The sequence below is a fragment of the Acinetobacter sp. CY73 genome (assembly GCF_059515865.1).
This window is the reverse complement of record NZ_JCAKMZ010000066.1, coordinates 1-1,468: the sequence shown is the minus strand read 5'-3', so window position 1 is coordinate 1,468 and position 1,468 is coordinate 1. Positions and strand designations below refer to the sequence as shown.

Annotated in this window: 2 protein-coding genes and 1 rRNA gene; 1 reads left to right on the top strand and 2 read right to left on the bottom strand. The window is 32.4% G+C overall.

The genetic code is table 11. The annotated features are described in order from the left end of the window. Nucleotides 1-150: 150 nt before the first annotated feature. Nucleotides 151-294, top strand: a complete 144-nt coding sequence (locus tag AC5YD2_RS16125; RefSeq protein WP_496126720.1) for a transposase — start codon at nt 151-153, stop codon at nt 292-294. Nucleotides 295-623: 329 nt separating this feature from the next. On the opposite strand, the gene AC5YD2_RS16120 is transcribed toward AC5YD2_RS16125, so the two are convergent. Together AC5YD2_RS16120 and rrf are read right to left on the bottom strand one after the other, a co-directional pair. Further along, nucleotides 624-998, bottom strand: a complete 375-nt coding sequence (locus tag AC5YD2_RS16120) for a hypothetical protein (RefSeq protein WP_496127260.1) — start codon at nt 996-998, stop codon at nt 624-626. Between the two features lie 351 nt (nt 999-1,349). Beyond that, nucleotides 1,350-1,464, bottom strand: a 5S ribosomal RNA gene (gene rrf, locus AC5YD2_RS16115). Nucleotides 1,465-1,468: the final 4 nt, after the last annotated feature.

The window sequence follows — 1,468 nt, the reverse complement described above, 5'->3', positions numbered from 1 at the left end:
CGGAGTATTTTTCTGTGTTGGTTGGAGTATTTGTTAAAGGACTTACAGGAAAAGGATATTCAGACTAAAAATTATTTGCTGATTCTCGATAATGCCTCAATTCATAAAGGTCAAGCGATTGATGATTGAGCAGCAAAATATAAGACAAGAATCGTTTATCTACCTGCGTATAGTCCCGACCTCAATCCTATTGAAAAAGCATGGTCTGTCTTAAAAAGTAAAGTCAGGCACATTATTGCTCAGAACAATAAAACCATTCAGGAAGCTCTGGATATCGTATTTAAGATGATGTAGCTTATGTTTAATATTTGGCTATACCAACTTAAGAATCCTTATGCTCAAGTTCATTCAATCAATCATTTATGCAGTTTCTGTACTTGCTAATGATTAGGGGCACTGTCCCGGTCAAGAGAAGGTTTTATGCAGCACTATACTCAGGCTTAATTGAATTTTCTAAATATTTCAGTACAGGAATATCAATTAAAAGAAATTGGTCACATAGGCTATTTTAGAAAAGGAGCTGAAATGATATGGGATGATATGTTCAAACGTTTAAATTCACTTTGCGTTTTTAATTCTAGAAATTAGCATTCTTGATAGTTATAAAATTTTGTATAAATCAACTAAGCAGAGTCTTTCAGTTGTAAGGTGTGTTCGACACCATTTCGATCCACGTGCGTATAAAAAACTCCATATTTACTCACATAATATTCAAGGGATTGAGCTTTATAAGTCCAAAAAATAGACCAATCACCTAAACTAAATTGTTGAATCTCACTTCTCGCCTGTGTCGGCATTTTATTTAAAAATTCATATTGAATTTGATCGGCATATTCGAATTCTTGATTTTTGAGTTCTTTTTCAAACATTAAGTTGGCGATTTGATCAAATAATTGAATATCTTGTTGCACATCTTCGGAGTTTAATTCAGTTTTAGCTTTCCACTGTCTTTGCTCAAGAGAACTGTATTCTTTTTCAAACTTTATATTTTTTATCAAATTAAATTTTCGGATACTTTTCAAACCAATCATTCGATTATGTAAAAAAAAATGCCAAAAACAAAAAAGAAAAAGTACAAATATAAGCAATACGAAAAACTTCATAGTTGCCCACCTACTGTAAATTACAGCATTTAAATAATTTGTAAAAATTCATTCCAACCACTTTTATTTCAATTTAATAGTATGAATATTTTAATCTTCTCTACAGATTGCTTGTTATTTAAACAGTAACAAAGATTGTCATTGTAATTTTCCGACTAAACAATTGTTTTATTTTATGCATTAATTTTTGACTTTTTTCTCACAAAAAAACACCCCCTTCATTAGAAGGGGGTGTTTAGAATAATGAGCTGGCGATGACTTACTCTCACATGGGTAACCCCACACTACCATCAGCGCAAAGAGGTTTCACTTCTGAGTTCGGGAAGGGATCAGGTGGTTCACTCTTGCTATTGTCGCCAGCACAA